This window comes from Paraburkholderia sp. RCC_158, from assembly GCF_041355255.1.
Lineage (GTDB): Bacteria > Pseudomonadota > Gammaproteobacteria > Burkholderiales > Burkholderiaceae > Paraburkholderia > Paraburkholderia graminis.
In genome coordinates this window covers 362,951-378,455 of sequence record NZ_JBFUPM010000004.1, presented here as the reverse complement: position 1 = coordinate 378,455, position 15,505 = coordinate 362,951, and the positions used below count along the sequence as shown (strand labels likewise).

Annotated in this window: 12 protein-coding genes; 6 read left to right on the top strand and 6 right to left on the bottom strand. The window is 60.0% G+C overall.

All coding sequences use genetic code 11. The features are described from left to right. Nucleotides 1-54 precede the first annotated feature (54 nt). Complete coding sequence (locus tag AB6809_RS11110) at nt 55-384, bottom strand: single-stranded DNA-binding protein (RefSeq protein ID WP_029972175.1); 330 nt, start codon at nt 382-384, stop codon at nt 55-57. A 58-nt stretch (nt 385-442) separates the two neighbouring features. Beyond that, nucleotides 443-1,720 (bottom strand): hypothetical protein, encoded by a 1,278-nt coding sequence (locus tag AB6809_RS11105; RefSeq protein ID WP_371026638.1) that lies wholly within the window; start codon nt 1,718-1,720, stop codon nt 443-445. An 888-nt stretch (nt 1,721-2,608) separates the two neighbouring features. Here AB6809_RS11105 and AB6809_RS11100 point away from each other — a divergent pair. The 3 genes from AB6809_RS11100 to AB6809_RS11090 all read left to right on the top strand — a co-directional run bounded on the left by AB6809_RS11100 (nt 2,609) and on the right by AB6809_RS11090 (nt 7,954). Continuing rightward, a complete protein-coding gene (locus tag AB6809_RS11100; protein ID WP_371026637.1) occupies nt 2,609-3,259 on the top strand; it encodes a hypothetical protein in 651 nt (216 codons plus the stop codon). Nucleotides 3,260-3,552: 293 nt separating this feature from the next. Continuing rightward, nucleotides 3,553-6,144 carry a hypothetical protein gene (locus tag AB6809_RS11095; protein WP_244814173.1) on the top strand — a complete coding sequence of 864 codons (2,592 nt, stop codon included), beginning with the start codon at nt 3,553-3,555 and terminating at the stop codon, nt 6,142-6,144. A gap of 1 nt (nt 6,145) precedes the next feature. Then, on the top strand, nt 6,146-7,954 hold the full coding sequence (locus tag AB6809_RS11090; protein WP_244814172.1) for a hypothetical protein: 1,809 nt from the start codon (nt 6,146-6,148) through the stop codon (nt 7,952-7,954). 531 nt (nt 7,955-8,485) lie between these two features. Here AB6809_RS11090 and AB6809_RS11085 read toward each other — a convergent pair. Together AB6809_RS11085 and AB6809_RS11080 are read right to left on the bottom strand one after the other, a co-directional pair. Next, complete coding sequence (locus AB6809_RS11085; protein ID WP_255751452.1) at nt 8,486-8,869, bottom strand: restriction endonuclease; 384 nt, start codon at nt 8,867-8,869, stop codon at nt 8,486-8,488. Nucleotides 8,870-8,890: 21 nt separating this feature from the next. Then, the gene (locus AB6809_RS11080; protein WP_244814171.1) at nt 8,891-9,244 is read right to left on the bottom strand and encodes a hypothetical protein; all 354 of its coding nucleotides are present in this window, start codon (nt 9,242-9,244) and stop codon (nt 8,891-8,893) included. A 401-nt stretch (nt 9,245-9,645) separates the two neighbouring features. Between AB6809_RS11080 and AB6809_RS11075 the strand changes: the two genes are divergently transcribed. From AB6809_RS11075 to repC, 3 genes are read left to right on the top strand one after another with little or no spacing between them, the layout of a single operon-like run. After that, nucleotides 9,646-9,837 carry a hypothetical protein gene (locus AB6809_RS11075; RefSeq protein ID WP_244814170.1) on the top strand — a complete coding sequence of 64 codons (192 nt, stop codon included), beginning with the start codon at nt 9,646-9,648 and terminating at the stop codon, nt 9,835-9,837. Beyond that, a complete protein-coding gene (locus AB6809_RS11070) occupies nt 9,834-10,760 on the top strand; it encodes a helicase RepA family protein (protein WP_244814169.1) in 927 nt (308 codons plus the stop codon). Before AB6809_RS11075 ends, AB6809_RS11070 begins: the two co-directional genes overlap by 4 nt. Beyond that, nucleotides 10,757-11,719, top strand: coding sequence for a replication protein C, IncQ-type (gene repC, locus AB6809_RS11065; protein WP_244814168.1), 963 nt, complete (start codon nt 10,757-10,759; stop codon nt 11,717-11,719). The genes AB6809_RS11070 and repC overlap by 4 nt, the downstream gene beginning before the upstream one ends. Nucleotides 11,720-13,903: 2,184 nt before the next feature. Here repC and AB6809_RS11060 read toward each other — a convergent pair. Next, on the bottom strand, nt 13,904-14,575 hold the full coding sequence (locus tag AB6809_RS11060) for a hypothetical protein (RefSeq protein WP_371026636.1): 672 nt from the start codon (nt 14,573-14,575) through the stop codon (nt 13,904-13,906). A gap of 518 nt (nt 14,576-15,093) precedes the next feature. Then, nucleotides 15,094-15,504, bottom strand: a complete 411-nt coding sequence (locus tag AB6809_RS11055) for a hypothetical protein (protein WP_244814166.1) — start codon at nt 15,502-15,504, stop codon at nt 15,094-15,096. Nucleotide 15,505 lies beyond the last annotated feature (1 nt).

The window sequence follows — 15,505 nt, the reverse complement described above, 5'->3', positions numbered from 1 at the left end:
ACTATCGAAGATAAAAGCCACCCTCGCGAGGGTGGCTGCAATCAAATCCGTGGCCTACGCTTCTTGCGCTGCTTCGGCCGTAGCCACCGGCGCGGCCGTGGGTTTGGCAATCTTCGCTGCCTCGAACGCGATGACCAACAACGTTCCTGTGGGCTTACCTTCTCGTGAGACGTAAAAGTCTGCCTTTAGCTTGCCGGTTACCTTGACGAAGTCACCTTTCGCCAAGCCCGGGTCTACGTCCTTCATTACGCGCACCGTGAACCACGTCGGGTCCGTGTCGGTGCCGCGTTGACTTTCGCACATCCGGAACTCGAAATATCCTTTCCCTGTCGACTTGGTTTCCTTCCGAGCCGGCGCCGTCGCCACATTTCCAAATGCTTGCATGTCTATGTCCTTCGCAATCGATTGTCGATGGATGTCCCATCGCCCCGTATAGAGAGCGCTACAAAGTCGCCTCGGTAGTTGCATTGCGCAGCGGGGAAGCAGGGCGTGGCCACGGTCCGAGAGCCTCTGGCCGCCGATACGGCAGGTAGTTTTCTCCGAGCCAGCCGCTCAAAGGCTGTTTGTTTTTGGCATCCAGTCTGACTTTCGGGAGCCATGTAGGCAAAAGCTGAATGATGACTTGACCGACGCAGCGCTCGACGATACCGATGCGCCCATCCGGCAGACGCTGCTCTATTTCAGCCCATACCTCAAACATGCCTTCATTGATTTCACGAAACGTGCGGTCAGTCAGCGCGTGCGGCCTTTTCGACGCGCTTTCTTGCGCGCGCAGGATGGCCAAACCCCGCTTGAGAATGCGTTCATTTTTTGCATGTACGACAACGCGGCGTAAGACTTCGCCCGTGGCAATCGTGCCGCCGACGCAATGCGTCAACGCGGCGAGCGACGCCTCCCGGTCCGCTCCACGTTTGCTGCGGTCAATCTCGTACCATGTGACGCCGTCGGGCTCGTAGCAAAGCACATCGGGTCGCAGGATGCGCTTCCTGTTGCGAGCAAGGACCGACACGAAGCCCTGTTTTACGGAGGCGCCCGACGCACGGTCGCGATTCAGATGCTGAAGCGCTTCCGATTCCGTATGCGCAGTCAAGCCTCGTACCTCGCAGGCGACGGTGATGAAATGCATCCAAAGCGAGTGCTCCGGATTTGACATGTCGGCGACTCGCCGCACCGACGCGGCGGCGTCGATGCCGTGGTCATAGAGCCATTGTGCGCCGGCCTCAGTCAAGCCGTACACATGTTGGAAGCGGTCTGTGCGGTAACGAAGCAGCAGCTTCGCTTTTGTCATTGCGCGCATGGCGCGCTGCGCAGCCGTCAACGCAGCCTTAAACGGACGCTCTGGAAAGCACGCGATTGCGACGTCAATCGTCCGAATCACGCGGAAGCGATTCGCCAGCGATAGCGCGCGAAGGCGAATGGCGAGGCGGAGTTGGTTCGGCGGAATGACAGCGACGAGGCCGCGGTCGATTTTGCGTGGCACGCGTATGCTCGCGGTGTCGTGCGTGGATACCTCCGCGCGTGTCTCGGTGTTGCCAAGATGTGCGGCGATGGATGCGGGCACCGATGCCCCGGTGTCGCTGGAATGAGTCGCGTGCGATACCGGCGGCGGTATCGCTGTACTGCCGGCGATAGAATCCGTGGTTGCTGTCGGCGATGCCGCAGAGATGCCGACGGCAGTATCGTCGGTCGTGATGTTTGGTGTCGCGGTGGATTGGCGCATTGATGTTGCTCCGGGAAGTTTGCGTTCTCGAGGCCACCGGCCCATCGCTCGTTTCGTCGCGCACATGGTGGTGGTCCTTCCTATAGAGACGCTTCGCTACCTCCCTCCATAAAGCTGCCCACCATGTGCGCCGGCTCATGTTGGTCGAATCAAAGATTCGTCGCCCGGCCGGGCGAGGGCAGGGGTCAACTGTCTCTTCCCCTCGACCAGCCTTGCGCGCTTGGGGCGCGCAGCACCGATGTATCCGTCGCGACGTCCGTCAAAGCGACTGTTCTCTCCGACCGGCTGCGCCGGTGCGAACCCCGCCGCCGCCCATACCGTTTTTTCAATGACCGACGTCCTTCATGGTCGGCGACACCAACTCTTCTCTCGGCATGCCGTACCTTCCCGGCTGCCCCGCGCTGCGAAATCAACTGACTCATCGACGCAGCGCGGGGACCCCGCGCCGATACCGTGCTGCGCGCTGTCGCGCTTGCACGTGCCCACATTGTCGGCACGCGCTGGGCCGGCGGCGGGGTTCGCCCCGCCTTGCCGGTCCCGGTCGCGAGCAGCTGTTCTCCCATAACCGTGCACCCAATGCCGCTGTGACCCGCATACGCGGCATCTCCGCCATCGATGCCCGCGGCTGCACGCCGCGCCGTTCCTCCGCTTGTCCACCAATGAGCGAATGTCCGGTGCCGTCGGGCCGGGCGTTCCATAGTTGACGCACGGACCGATGCCAAGGGTCTCCTCGTCGCGTATCCCGGTGACGCGCGTTTCCAAACGCGGTGTTATCCATCGGGCGGGACCGCTATGCGCGCAGGATGCGTTTTAGACGTACTCGGTGTTACCAACCGGTTCGTCGCGCGTCTCTATACCGTGCATCACTTACTCTCGTGGAGACACGAAATGCACGCAAAGAAACGCAACAAGCTCTTCTCGCTTTATCGCTCGCGATATGTCCGCAAGGGTGCCGATGGCAATGAATACGGTTACAGCACGCAGGAGTTTGTGGGCAGTCTGCCCGCCAACGCCCTCGAAATTCCTCGGGACTTGGCTGCCAAGCTTTCGCCAGAGGAAACTACGTATGTTGAAAACAAGGTCGTGTTTCCGGCCCGGAAGGCTGCGGAGGAATCGCGTCGGTTGGCGGAGGAGGAGCGCCGCGCGCGAGAAGAGCGCGAACGTGACCCGCGTTGGCGCCTTGAAGAGGCGCTGCGATTGCTCACAGACGCAGGCAGACAGGTCTCCGAGACCGGCTGCGACATCTATGCTTCAACGATTCATGAACTCGACGCTGCGCTCGAGAAGTTGGCCATAGCAGGGAAGGTTCGGCGTGACCCGCTCGACGTGGTTGTCGCTGCGGTGGCGTCAGCGATTACTGCGGTGAAAGCCGGACACTACGGAAGCGCGCCTGTCGACAATGTCCGCGACACGCCTGTTTATAAGCGTTGGCAGCGTGTCCGCGACGTTGTCGATTCAGGTAACGACAGCCTGCTCAAGGCGCTTCAGGGAAAAGGGTGGGCGAGAGTACGTGGATATATGCCCGATGCGCGCGGTTGACTTTGCGGTGCAACGCAGGTCATCCCGACGCGATGCACACTTGCTGCATCTTTGACGTTCTTCCCGGAGACTGCCAGTTTTCGCATTGTTAGAAGGCCTGCAACGTGTTGTCGGTATCCAAACCCTTCCTTGCCAATTGAATTTGTCGGTGGCGGTACCGAAATTTAAGGGGTAAATCGACTAGAGCCTAATGACTCAGAGGCAGCGGGAAGAGATGACACCTTGATTGCCGAAGTCTAAAATCACGGTGGCGCGATAAAAAGGCCGCATCGAAGCGGCCATCGGGGAAGAGCATGCAGACGAGACTACAGGCCATCATCGACGAGGCGCGGCCGCGCCGCGCGATGTTCACGACGTTTACCTTCAGCGCCAACTGGTTTGAGTCCTTCTGCCTGCCCTTGCTTAGGGTCTCTGGCTGCCATAAGGTCGACCTCCTCGTCGACTCTCGTGAAGCATGCAAGTCCACGGACGAGACGTCGAGTCTCTATGCCGGGACTTACTATCGCGTCATCCCAGTCCGACAGGCATCGGGCGGATTCTTCCACCCGAAGATTGCCTACCTTGAGCGCGGCTCCGGCGATGACGTCATTGTGGTCGGTAGCGGGAACCTGACGACGCGCGGACAGAATTCCAACCTCGAAGTGCTCGACTCCGTGAATGCGCTTGAGCACCCGCTGGTGTTCGAAGCCTTCGCGGCGTTCGCTGAACTGTTTGCGCAGACTCCGGGACTGTCCGCCAAGGCGTCCGCGAGCCTAATGTACTACGCGCGCCGTGGGCGCGAGGTCGCAGCCGCCGCACCTGCTGCCGCCCGCCAGAGCCTAACCGCCTGGCTCATCCACACCCTTAACGGGCCCGCGGGCAACCAGTTTGCGGAACTGGTTCTTGAACACCTTCCTACCGCGACCACATTGACGGCATACGGACCGTACCTTGACCCGAAGGGCGAGGCCGTATGCCAACTGGCCGGATTGTGCGGTGTGCCGGAAATTTCGCTGGGTGCGCAGCTCGTGAGCAACGAGTACGTGATTCGGGTCGCCCCCCATCATAGCCTCCCCGCGGGGACGCGCTTCGTGGTGCCGGCGCTATTGGACCCCAAGGCGCTGAGCCGATTTCCCCATGCAAAAGTGTTCGAGGTGCGTTCGCCCTCCGGATGCATGGTGATGACGGGTTCGGTCAATGCCACGCTCCAGAGTCTTTTTGGTCTTGAGAACGTCGAACTTTCGCTCGTGCGCAAGCTTGAGAAGCCGCCATTCGACTGGAAGGCGCTGGAAGGCGACGACCTCGCGAACACGAAGTTCGAGGCGTGCGTCTTCAAGTCGCCTGAACTTGGCCACGCCGCGGCTGCGCTCGACGCCCAGTGGCAGTCCGACGGCACCATCACGGGCACGGTTTCACCTTGTCCGGATGAGCGGCTGGCCACCTTCGAAGTGTGGCGTGAGGACGAGCTGGAATGTGGGCCTATCGAAGCTGTGCTCATTGAAGAAGATGGTTCGTTTGTCACGCCTGCCCAGACGCTCGCCGATGAAGAGGGAGCGCGGCGTCTGCGTCTTCAGGCAGGCGACTTCACCGTGACCGGGTGGCTGAACGTAGAGGTTGAGCTCGACGCCAATCCGCAGGAAAAGGCGCTGTCCCGTGCCGTCAGGCGCATACGCCAGGGAGGCCGGCCCGACGACCGGGACCTGCTGCCCATCCTGAACTGGATGACGGCCGTTCTGCACCGCAAGCCGGAGCCTAAGACGACGCTCGGCGACGAGACAAAATCTGGGCCGAAGAAGGGCGAAGCAGCCAAGGTGCCGCCCTCCGGACAGAAGCGCATCGAGCCGCGCGCCGCAAACGAGTGGAGTGCCCAGGACCAGCCGGAGCTTGGCGTGCCTCCCATCACCGCGGAACAGGCCATGGCAGCCGCGTTCAGAAAGCTGACGGCACGCATCCTGTCGAATTCGGCGCTCGCAGGCGGCCCTCGTAGCAAGCTTGTCATTGTCGATTCGCAGAAAAAGGAAAGCGGCAAGGACAGACCGGGAGAACCGGAAGAGCAGAAGGCATGGGATGCCATGCTTGAAAAGCTCCCCAAGACACTCGAAAAAGATGCTACCGCGCCCATCGTATCGGCGGTGGTGGCGCAAGCCGCCGCCGAAGTTTTGGAAGACTACGTCGATATCATGGCGGCCGGTGGAGCATCTGAACCTGACCAGAGCGCCGAAGGGTCGGTCTATGTCGCGACGGACCCGTATGGGCTTCGAGAGTGGCTGGAGCAGTACACCCGTTATGCTTACGACGATGGCAACCGGGAGCGATTGCTCTCGGTTTTCTGCACGTTCGCATGTTGTGCCTTGGACATCTCCCCGAGGCTCGCGACCGGCGCGCTCAAGGAGATGATGCAGTCATTCGCGAATCGAGAGTTGACCCTCGAGGACTGGCATACGGCTATCGCGAATACGACCCGTAAGGACGACCCGTTCGAGTTTGTTCCGGCGCAGGCACGTGAGCGACTGCGCGCGCATGCTGCACAAATCGTCGCGAGCCTCACGGTGCAGGAAGAGCTGGAGCAGATGGTCGGTTCCGTTTTCGGGGTTGCCCCGGCAGTCTCGCCGCCCAATCCGCGCTATCAGCGCATTCTTGAGCGCCTGCGGACCCTGAGGGCCAGTCCGCCAGAGGATGATGAACCGTCCTTCGGCCTCATTTCACAGAAGCTTCCGCTGACGAGGAAACCCGGCTGCCCTAACTGCAGGGTCTCGATAGGGGCAATTGGAGAAGTGAGAGCGCTCGAGACGCACCAGGTGACGATTCACTCGGCATGCGGGAAGCCGGTCTTTGCGGGAATCCGTCACGCGAAGCTTCAAGGATTCAACGTGTCGCGTGACCTGTACATCGACTGGAGCAAGTGACATGCACGCCAGCCCTGTCTTTACGACCCGCGCCAAGACGGCGACCATCATCGACCCGCTCGGCCTGCAGAGCGCCAACATGGCCCTCTACCGGACGATGTTTTTTGGCATCAATAACGTTGCAGATTCCATCCGGGTGTACTCGGCCCTGTGCTGGATGGTCCGGTTGGCACGCGAGCGTGCCCTTGCAATGCCCGAGGAGCAGACCGAGAAACGACGGGAGCTCGCCGTGGGCGCTCTGGAGAAGATTGACCTGCTTCTGGTGTGGTGCAACCGTTCGAAACGAAGCGGCCTGCCGGGCACTGACCGGGAATGGCCCGAAGGTGACGAGCCGGTCACGTTGCGGCTCAAGGATATCCTTAGCAAGGCGCAGGCGGAAAAAAAGAAGGCAACAGGGGAAGTCAACACGGCGCGCGGCGCCTACCTGATGACTGCACCCCAGTACAGGCCGAGCATCGTCACCGGCCTGGGATTCCTTGCGTACGCCACCGACATCAAGGGCTTCTACAGACTGACCGATGCCGGTCACAGCCTCGCCGACGCCTTTGCTGAGCATCTGGAACACGAGATTTCCAAGAGTGACGACCCGGAAAGCACGCGGCAACTGGTAAGGTGGCTCGAGGACCCGGAAGCGCTTGATATTGCGCCGTCTCGCGTGCCCGAACTGTATCCTCTGCTGCATCTTGATATGCCGCATCCGAAGGAGCAGGAAGCATTTCTCGGGCAGTATTTCCCGTCGCCCGATGCCAAGCCAAAAGAACTCACGGCGGAATGGACGGGGCGTCACCAGGGCATCGCACTTGCGTTGCGAGCCATCATCGCTGCGGAGAATGATGCTGGCGCCCCCAAGGGTTTCGTTCCCGAGGCCATGTTGCGACATGCCATGGGCAGCGGGCTCGCTCCTGATGGCACCAAGGTCGATATCGACGAGATTGAGCTGGCACGCGGCGTATGGGCAAGCCTCCAGGTCCGGCAGTATCTCAAGCTTGCTCTCGAGACGCTCCTGCGTCTGACCGAATTCACGACCCGGGGCCTTATGGGTTCGGGAGCGCATCGAATCCAGCAGGTGGCTGATGCCGTTGCTGCCCTGGCGTCTGACGGGGCACGTGTGCAGGAACCACTGGACGCCTGGCTTGAGCGATGGAACGGTCTGCAGGGCAGCGCCGACACGTTGTACGAAGCCGGGGCCGTCGAGGGCGCGGCTCCGGACCTCATGAGCCTCCCAGCACTCTTCGACAAGCTGCGGGCTACCTCGAAGCAGAAGATGGACAAAGCAGGCAAAGCCGCTTATCAGGCGCTCGTCGCGCTGACCTATTGCGCGGTCGAGGCGCGCAATTGGGAGGGCAACAAAACCTATCGGCTGGCCGACGGCCGAGACCGCCTTGCACCGCAGCGGCTCGCCCAGCTGGCGACCAGATACGGCGCTCGACCCGCGCAGGAGTTCCTGTCCATGATAGCCCGGGATTTCGTCGTCAATCTGCACTTCAAGGTGGCCCGCGAGCGGGCTGAAGCGGAGCCGACCAATCCCCGGGAGCGATACATTCTCGTTCCAGGCGAGGAGGGCCTTGAACTCAACTTCGAACGCCAGACGACGTTCAAGCCGCCCATTCTGACGGACCGACTGCGCTGCGCGATGCTGCTTCTGACGCAGGCAGGCCTGCTCGAAAAGGACGAAAAGAAGCGTGATGTGCTCGCGTTCAAGGTGACACCGGAGGGCCGCCGGCGCGCGGCCGAGTTCCTCGCATCCAGTGTCGACGAGTCGGCTTTCCCGCCGCCGACCAGCCCTCCGGAGCTCCCGGCGGTAGCGTGATAGGCTAGGAAGGACTCTGCCTTTCCAAGATACCCCATGGCACGCAAGCGAACCAGCTGGACCGTCAGGGCGGCCGCCTTACCGGGTGCGAATCTCACACCGATGGCAGCGCGTCAGCAGGCGCAAGCTGCGTTCAAGGCTAGTCACAACAGTGTGGCGCCTTCCGTCAATGTGCGCGACACCGACGCAAACTGCCGCCAGCGCTGCATCGATGAGGCCTGCGATTGAGGACAGGACAGTCCGTCCACGGTCTTGCAGAGGGAGATGTTTGGGTAGGCGAAGAAGGTATCGGCACGAATATAAATCGTCTCTCTATTTTCTTGTGAACGCAGCGCACGGGTGGTAACCGCCGAGTAGGCGGCTTAGAAAATACGCAGTCTGGTGTCGACCGTCGCCCCTTTCATTGGTCAACCGGACGTCTCCGTGCAGTCGCTGCATTCCGTTAGCCGCCGTGCAGGCGGATTGAAAGTAGTAACGAAAGAGAGCCCGCCTGTTGGCGGGCTCTCTTTTCCAATCGTTTGTTCCGGTCCGTTACTCCTCGCCAAAGTAATCGAGGTCTATCTTCTTCATGACGTACTGTGTCGTGGCCGAGACGCCTACGTTGAAGTCAATCAGGCCGGTGAGTTCTTCGCCGTCGATGAGCACGACCTTTTGCTGAAGGTGCTTGACGAACTGTCTGGCGTCGTCGGTGAAGCGTGAGGTGGTGAGCATGACGCCTTTGCCCGCACCCTTGCCGACAAGGCTGCCCACGAACGCTTGGACCTGCGGGCGTCCAACCGGATTCTGCCAGCGCTTCGCCCGCAGGTGAATGATATCCAACCCCAGCCGGTCTTTCTTGATGATGCCGTCGATGCCTTCATCGCCGCTCTGACCGACCGCTCTGCCAGCATCGGCCCGCGAGGCTCGGGGCGGCAGGCCACCTTACGACGCGCGTCCTCAGGCTGCTGCTGTTTTGGGTTTGCGCTTGAAAGCAAACTTTGACATCTCGACCATCTGTAACAGCTCATCCCGGCTCTTGTCCAGCTTGCGCTTGTGCCTATTCACCTCACGATTCGCGCTTTTTGTTGTCGTCTTGTCGCCGCTTGCTTCGGCCGCCCTTAGAGCCTCTGCCGCCACGAAGAAGTCCGCGCTTGCGGCCATCAGTGCGTGCAGAGGCGTACTGATGTGACTGAGGTACGCAGCCGCCTTCACGGAGTCCGCGTTGTCCTTCTGCAGCCTCTTCATCAGTTTCTCCAGCTCTGCCATGGCGTCCCTCTCGGCCGGCGATTTCGAGGTCAATTTTGTTGCCACGTGCGCTCCATTGAATGTTCGTCGAGTATGTCTTAGCGGCATTCGCCCATAAACCTTTAGGCTGACGCGGACGTGTTGCCTCCATCGCAGAAGAGGCGTCGCCGACAACAAAGGAAGGCCGCTGTGCGCACGGGCGCGAATGCTGCCCACGGCGGCGCGTTGCAACCGCAACAGAGACAGAAGAACTGCTTGCGCAATCAGACGCGCGCATCGAAACGACGCGAGTGGTTTCGGGCGCGGCGCTCGACGTCAGATTGAGCGACGCCGCACAGTTTCTGTTCGTGCGAAATATAAACCCGCCACTCTACACGCCCCGTTACGTCGCCTCACGGCACGTAACGGCACGTGTCGGCGCTGAACGCCCTCCCGTGTCCCAGAAAACCGTTTCTTTGGGACCAACCATGAAACTCCTCGACCTCGATGAGCTGGCCGCGCTTCTCAGGCGCAGCCCCGAAACCATCAAGAAGGACCTCCGCCGTAACCCAATCGCGGTGCCGCCGCGGTTGCACATACCGGGCACGCGGCTGCTGCGCTGGCGCGAGTGCGACGTTGAAGCGTGGCTTGCCGAACATGTCGCGGGAGGTGCGCGATGATGAAGCTTGAAGAATTGCGGCTCGATATCCGCCTGACTCTCACCACACCTCCGCCTACACTCGACCATGTCTTGCCGGGATTGCTGGCCGGTTCGGTCGGTGTCGTCGCGGCGCCCGGGGGGACGGGCAAAAGCATGCTTCTGACACAAATTGCGTTGGCGATTGCCGCGGGCCAGCCGGTGCTGGGCGGCGCGATGACAAATTGCCCGGCATCGACGCCAGCCAAAGTCGTGACCTTTCTCGCGGAGGAGACGAGACCCGTGATGCACCACCGTCTTCACGGGGCAGCACAGCAGTTGTTTGCCGGTTTGCAGACGAATGACCGTGAAAGCCGGCTGGCCATCGTCAATCGCCTCACTGACAATCTCTTCATGTACCCGTTGGGCGGAGAGGGACGGCTGTTGTGTATTGGCGCTGACGCAATCGATGGCGCGGGATACAAGCAGATACTCGACCAGTGCCGGGATGCCCGGCTGATTATCGCCGACCCATTGCGACGTTTCCATGATGGCGATGAGAATGACAGCGGTCATATGACGGCGGTTGTCGACGCATTCCAGCGCATTGCCAAAAAGACCGGCGCCGCAGTGCTGCTTGCTCATCATACCAACCGCAGCTCGACGTTAAGCGGTACCGGCGACCAGGCGACAGCGTCTCGTGGCTCTTCCGCGCTGACCGATGGCGTGCGGTGGCAGGCAAATCTGTCGGGACTCTCGGAGTCGTTTGCCGAAAAGCTGGGGATTGCGCAGGATGAGCGCCGGTACTTTGTTCGATTCGATTTCTCAAAGTCGAACTATATGGAACCGCTAGAGCCAGTCGTTCTGCGCAAGGTCCGCGAGACAGGGGCGCTCATGCCGTGGGTCGGTGCGCGGCCGAAGGCTCCCGCGGTGCGGCGGCCCAAAGAATCCCGGGTGGCGCGATGACTGGACCTGGGACCTTCGTTGAAGTTCGCCTGGTTCGATATGACACGGCGCTTGCAACCGCTGGCGTGTTCTGCTCCCTGCCGAACGGCCCACGGCCGAAGCTCGATGTCACGTATGAGTTTGCCGGTCTCACGTGGCGTTGGCGCGGTCCAGATAGGCTTGGCATTCCCGAACAGACCTTACTGCTGGTATTGCTCGAACTAGCTCAAGAACAGATTGGCGCGGAGGGGCAAGACGCTTGCATTGCGGCGATGGAGGACATGCTTTACGCTAACGAGGAAGCACGGAGGCCTCCTGTTGTGAGTCTCCATGTGAGCTTTGCGGAGTTGTGCCGCAAGCTTGGACGGGGAGCGAGCGGCGGTAGTGCATCCCGTCAGATTCGGCGCGAGCTTGAACGCCTATGCGAGGTGACGGTCTGGATGTCTGCCGAGAAAGACAGGCAGATTTCGTCGCGATTGCTAGCCTGGCGCCGCAGTGACAACGCAGGCGTTGATGTCGTGTTGAACTGGCGGCTCGCCGAAGTACTGTTTGGCGGCCAGTTTTCGCCCGTCTCCCTAGGGCAGCGTCTCTCACTCACGACGGACTGCGCACGGGCATTGCATTGTAGCCTCTCGGTTCGTATGCGGCCTGGGGGTACCATGCAATTCAAGCTGGATACGCTCGCCGCGTACGTTTGGTCAGGAGATGCCGTGGCCGATGCCACCGTACGCAGGCGCCGGCAGGAAATTCGCGACGCATTGCAGCAACTCGGGGGCGTCAAGGGTTGGACCATCAAGCCGGTGTGCGCGGTGCCTGGCACCGTACGAATCGTGCGATGGTCAACAGACTGGCAGCCGACGAAACGCGTCAAACGAGCTAAAGCCGCATCAGACAAGGGGAGGAAGGCCGCCGTACGCCTAGAGAGCTCCGGCGACCATAGCCCGAATATCGGCGTCGACATATCTGCCTTGTGCGTGTGAGGAATGTCCGTGCTTGTCTGGGCCGGTAGCCCTGAACGACGAACGACACCAGCAGTCCTTTTGAGCTTCCTTTTAAACCCGTCGCGCGTTCACGTAATGACGCGGCATTTGGTGAACGAGCCGGGCATGTCGTGAACGGAGTGGTATCGGCGGAGCCTCGTATCACAAGGAGTTGCCGGGTTTTTGACAAGGTCACTCTATTCTTTCTTAAGAAAGAATAAGGTCTTATGCGAAGGGGAAGATTGGCGCGACCCTCAGTCGACGCCAGTCTTTCTATGCGGTGCGTTGCACCGCCGTAGGCACCGGACGCCTTCGGCGTCGAAGAACTTTCTCGTAATGGGAAGAACTCCTCGGAAACGGCCTCAGGCCGATGCCGTAGTCGACCCGATATGTCGGACCGGCGCTTCATGTTGACCAGGTCACGCTGTCCATTGCAGTGACGGCGGTATTTTTCAAGATGCAGCCGAATGCCCCGGGAGTTGTACGATGCCCGAAGGTAACGCCGTCCAGGTCGCGAATCAGTCATGGAGATGCTCCAACAAAACAGCGGCGGCCGTTTTCGCGGGGCCTCCCGTGACCACTGTCCGCTTGGCTGGCCTCGACCAATGGTTGCGTACCTGCAGCGAGTTCGCGAGGGCTCACAGGCGCTCGTATGGTGCGCGTGTCCAATGACTGGCGTCGGCATCCGCTCTACAGTTACTGCCGTCCGACTGGTGAACGGACGAAGACCACGAACATCACATAGGCATACTTTCTGCAAATGCGTTGTTAGTGCCGGGACGTTGATGCGGTGACGTACCTGCAGCGTCCGCAATAAGGTCCAGCAGTCGTTGTAGGCGCGCTCGTTGCGTATGCATCAAACTCGGTGTCGCGCGCACCTGCATGACCCTGACTCGCCAGTAGGTCTGACCGACAGTGAATGGGCGCCCTCTGATGATAAGACATGCTCGAGGTGAGCGATTGCGGCGTCAACGTTCTGAGCTGTGGACGGACTTTGGACCGCCCTTGTTCCTTATGGGTTGGTTGTCATCTGGTTTCTCTCAGGTTCTTTGGTGCGTTTTTCCGAAACGCTACATGCGACCGTCGGTGCGTCGCGCGGTCGTCAACTTTTTCCGACGACGGCAAGCCAGCTTGCGCACTTTTGGCTCGTGGCAGGAATCAGGGAGCGAAATGGCGCTGCCTGCGCGTCCATGGCCAGGTCCGCCTGTATGTCGTTGCGGAAAAGCTCACCGAGTGCTGATGGCTTATTGTCTCCGCGCATTGAGACATCTGGCGTCTCTATCGAATCCGATGATTCCGACGATAGGCAAATTGCGAACGGCGAAATGCGGCAAAGCGGCGTTCGGTCGTCCTATGCGACATTCGCCCGTGATAGGTGCGTCGCCACGCGTACCGTTGTCGCCTGTCCTACTTGTTTGGAATGACGCAAACCGTCCAGACTAGCCATATAACCATCCTGTCCCGGACTTTTGTAGCTCGAGCTTTGGGGCGGTGACGTGCTTGCGGCGTCCGCAAGAAGGCCAAGCAGTCGTTGCAACCGCGTCCGCTGCCCGTGCATCAGCCCGCGGGTTGCGCATACTTGCATGACTCGGGCTCGCCAGTAGGTCTGGCCGAACAATGAGTGGGAGCCTTCTAACGACAGTATGCGTTCGAGATGCGCGATAGCGGCGTCAACGTTCTGAGCCGTATGCGGGCTCTGGACGCCGCTCCTCTCTTTGATATTGCTGTTCATCTGTTCTCTCAGGTTCTTGTGTGCCCTGTAAAACAGGCATTAAGGTAGCAACGGTGGCGCGTCCTAACCCGTCCGCATGGATGTCGTCGCCCAAGCATTCGCCGACTTTCGATGACGTATTGTCGTTGTGCATCGGGACATTTGGCGTCTCTATCGAATCGGCTGGTTCGCCCCATAAGCAAATCGGAGATTGACGCACAACACAGCGAGACGTCGTGCCGTCGCACCGTCCTGATTCGATACTTGCCTGCGATAAGCGCGCGCTGGCACGAAGGTCTGCGATGGCCTCTGCAATGGCGCGCAGGCAACTAGGGAGCGAGGCGGCGTCGCCACGATTCCGCTCGAAGGGCGCAAGCCCCTCTCCTGCTTCCGCTGAACGGCAAGAGTCGACTTTCTGCGGCAAGCAACCATTGCATCTATGCTGGTGAACGTGGCCGCCCGTAAAGGGAATTTCATTGATAGTGGCGAATCAACTTTTCGCCCAGCAACTCGGCATCAGCGAACAGGACCATCTCCACCATCTGATTTGTGATGCCCCGGCCGACGTTTTTTGCAACGTCTATCAAAAGCCTGTTGTAATCCGCATAGCAGCTTGAGGGCGCCACGCGTTGAAACGCGCGTGTCTTGCAAAGTGTCCTGACCAGCGCACTCGCGCCCTTCACCTGCGTGTTCTGGCTGGGCAATGGCGGGAATATGACGGGGTCGGGCGTGTTCGCCAGGACTTGGATGGCTGTCAGCGATACCGACGTGCGAGCGTCAAAAATCGCGAACCTGCCCGGGTCGCGAATGGTGAGCGCCTTTGACCAGGACGCAATTCCCTGGACTCCGCGCGCAAAAATATTTTCCTCGCTCCCGGTAGCGTAAAGGCGGATGTTCTCAGCGCTGTTCCGCCGGATACCGCCCCAAACAGAGATATACCAGTCGCATAACGCTATGCGCGCGTCGCGCGAGCCGAGTTGCCACGCCAAATGAAGTGCTTTTTTCAGCGCCAGGTTCTTTTCAAACCATGAGCCCGCAGGCAACCGGATATCGAAAGGCAGCGCCCCTTCAGTGAATGACCAGGTATATTGCTCCGGCAACTTTTCGATTCGATTCCTGACGTATTGCAGCACGGATTCGTACATGATTTCCACGGTAGCAGATAAGGTTCGCAGTCTGGGCGCTGGATGTTTCTGTCGTCCCGACGCCGTGGACTTTTCAACGAAAGTATCGGCGAAGCTAATGAAATTCTTTAACTGCTTCGTTGCAGCTACATCTGAATCGTCCGTCACGATTGGGACGTTTCGCGTCCCAACGAGCGTATGCCGGCGACGCGCAACTGTGGCAAGACAAGGATGCAGGGCAGAACGCTGACTAGAATCGAGGAGCCGCGGTTGGCTCCTCGGCCGCGCGAGCCTATAATCAGAGGGACATTCTGCTGCCGGACAAGTCGGTAACTCGAATCAGAGATGCATGGCAATCCGTCCGCGTATGCCCGACGTTCCGACGTTCGGCTGCCCTCCATAATTGCCTCGGTGCTCTTTTTTCGTTCGCAACTACCCTGATTTGGATGGCGGCGGGGCATTCAGCGTCCGGGCGAAGAACTCTTTTCAGAGTACGTTTGGCGCGGCGAACAGAGAGCCGCTAGGGTGGGACCGACGGCTCAGAAGTCTTCGGCCCACTTTTCCCAGAAGCCTGGTTCATCGTGATGTGCGTTCTTCATTGCCAGTTGAAGCGACACGACCCAGAACATCACATCCTTGAACCGCATCGAGCCGTCGGAGTGTTCGAGTAACTCTTGGAGAGAGTGATACGTCGGGTCTTCCGTGTCATACGGCACGTCAACGTAAATCTGGCCGGCGTACGAACGCATAACATTCTCGTTTGCGACGTCGCCGCACATGAGCCATATCACGTGATGAGCGTCGAGCCACTCGATAATCCGTTTTCGGCTATCGAGCTGTTCATAGTGTGTTCGGCTCTCCCGCTTTTCAGCCGGTGGAAACGACAGGTAAAGGACATCGCGTTGCTTCTCGCGGGCAATCGCGTCGATGTGCTTGATAAGCATCGGCATT

What these genes read in the sequence shown, in the direction of transcription:
- AB6809_RS11100 (WP_371026637.1), top strand. Translation starts at nt 2,609, where the DNA reads ATGCACGCAAAGAAACGCAACAAGCTCTTCTCGCTTTATCGCTCGCGA.
- AB6809_RS11070 (WP_244814169.1), top strand. Translation starts at nt 9,834, where the DNA reads ATGATGAAGCTTGAAGAATTGCGGCTCGATATCCGCCTGACTCTCACC.
- AB6809_RS11060 (WP_371026636.1), bottom strand. Translation starts at nt 14,575, where the DNA reads ATGTACGAATCCGTGCTGCAATACGTCAGGAATCGAATCGAAAAGTTG.
- repC (WP_244814168.1), top strand. Translation starts at nt 10,757, where the DNA reads ATGACTGGACCTGGGACCTTCGTTGAAGTTCGCCTGGTTCGATATGAC.
- AB6809_RS11055 (WP_244814166.1), bottom strand. Translation starts at nt 15,504, where the DNA reads ATGCCGATGCTTATCAAGCACATCGACGCGATTGCCCGCGAGAAGCAA.
- AB6809_RS11105 (WP_371026638.1), bottom strand. Translation starts at nt 1,720, where the DNA reads ATGCGCCAATCCACCGCGACACCAAACATCACGACCGACGATACTGCC.
- AB6809_RS11110 (WP_029972175.1), bottom strand. Translation starts at nt 384, where the DNA reads ATGCAAGCATTTGGAAATGTGGCGACGGCGCCGGCTCGGAAGGAAACC.
- AB6809_RS11095 (WP_244814173.1), top strand. Translation starts at nt 3,553, where the DNA reads ATGCAGACGAGACTACAGGCCATCATCGACGAGGCGCGGCCGCGCCGC.
- AB6809_RS11090 (WP_244814172.1), top strand. Translation starts at nt 6,146, where the DNA reads ATGCACGCCAGCCCTGTCTTTACGACCCGCGCCAAGACGGCGACCATC.
- AB6809_RS11075 (WP_244814170.1), top strand. Translation starts at nt 9,646, where the DNA reads ATGAAACTCCTCGACCTCGATGAGCTGGCCGCGCTTCTCAGGCGCAGC.